Here is a 1,404-nt window from a genome sequence, read left to right on the forward strand (position 1 = left end):
CTGCGCTTCCATACCCGCCAAGTGCTGCTTCGTTACCAATATNTTCGAAGCTGCCATTTTCTATAAGATTAGCTTGAGCACTCATAGATACAGCAGTAGTTAAACAGATTGAACCGAACAACTTTGTTAAATTTTTCATAATACAGCCTAATTTAATGAATAATAACTATAGGAAAGCAATAGATGCGCCAGAAGTTTATCTTTTTGTTTTTATTGATGTTTTCTAGTATTGATTGATCGATGTGTAAAATAAGCTGACGTAAATTTAGCCAGCTTCAAGATTTTGTGAACTAGTGAATCTAATGACTTCGTCTTACAAACCGCATTGGTAATACGGATATTATAATGTTAAATACCTTGGCAATGGTCGGTGTATTTATAAGAAACAATTTGATTGCGACCTACAGCGCTATTGATGTCGAAGAGATTATCTTCAAAAAGCTCATTACCCCAATCACAAAGCGTTTCAAGCGAAACCTTGTCATCCTTTACGATCGAAGAATGAAGCTTAAGCGTTAAACCGAGCTGACCATTCCACTTCATGACGCAGCTTGATATCGGATAGTTCTTTGTTCCTGGTGCACAGCAAAACCAGCGTTCTTTTTGTAATGCTGAAACCGCTTCTGCCTGTTTGCTCGGTAAGGCAGAGGTATCTTCATCTAACCAGTTCCCCATTGCGGAGAAATTGCCAGCGTAAAAGGATTTATTGCTGAGGTAGCGATATAAAAATCTAATCATAAAGCCAGGTAGATATTTAGCTATCTTGGCTTGTTGCCAGTGCAGCCAATGCTCGCGTGACTTTAGCCGCTCGCGAATTCTGTCGTTTAACTGGGTAGGTGAAATATCCGCTTCGAGAGGGATATAAAATCCACTGGAGAAATTTGCATAGTCTGAGTCGGTTCCAAAATTAGCTGCCCCCCTTAAATTAACGGGATAAAACCACGAATAGCTTTGATTGCAGTTTTTTGAATCTGCAAGTAAATGCTTGGCAGCCGAGCGGTTTAGCGCCCATAGTATAAAGGTTGTTAAAGGGATATCGAGAGATTTTGCTCGTTGTTCGATAGCTGCGGTTTCATAACGATCAAAAAATAGAGTGTCTACCGAATTTTGGCTTACTTGATTATCCGCTTTCCAAAAACGCCATTTGACCCTTTTAGGGTAAGGTTGAACTTTTGCTTTGATCGCTTTCAATTCTTGAGTGTCAGGTTCACCGGTTTCTCTACACTTAGGGATCTTCACACTGGTGAAACCGAGATCGTTCAGCATGTGCTTCATTATGCTCATGCCGTCACCATTGGCGTGCTGGAAGATATCTACTTTTAGCGCTTCTTCTTGCTCTGAGGTGTGAGGCGTATATCGCCCCCAATATATGTCATCACTTACGCCTAGCTTGCGCCTTTGTTC

At 40.9% G+C, this 1,404-nt stretch carries 1 protein-coding gene; it reads right to left on the reverse strand.

Annotated elements, in window-relative coordinates:
* Positions 1–348: 348 nt before the first annotated feature.
* On the reverse strand, positions 349–1,404 hold a 1,056-nt coding region (locus A3761_RS28195; protein WP_197473227.1), incomplete at its 5' end, for a hypothetical protein.

The sequence above is a fragment of the Oleiphilus sp. HI0123 genome (assembly GCF_001635315.1).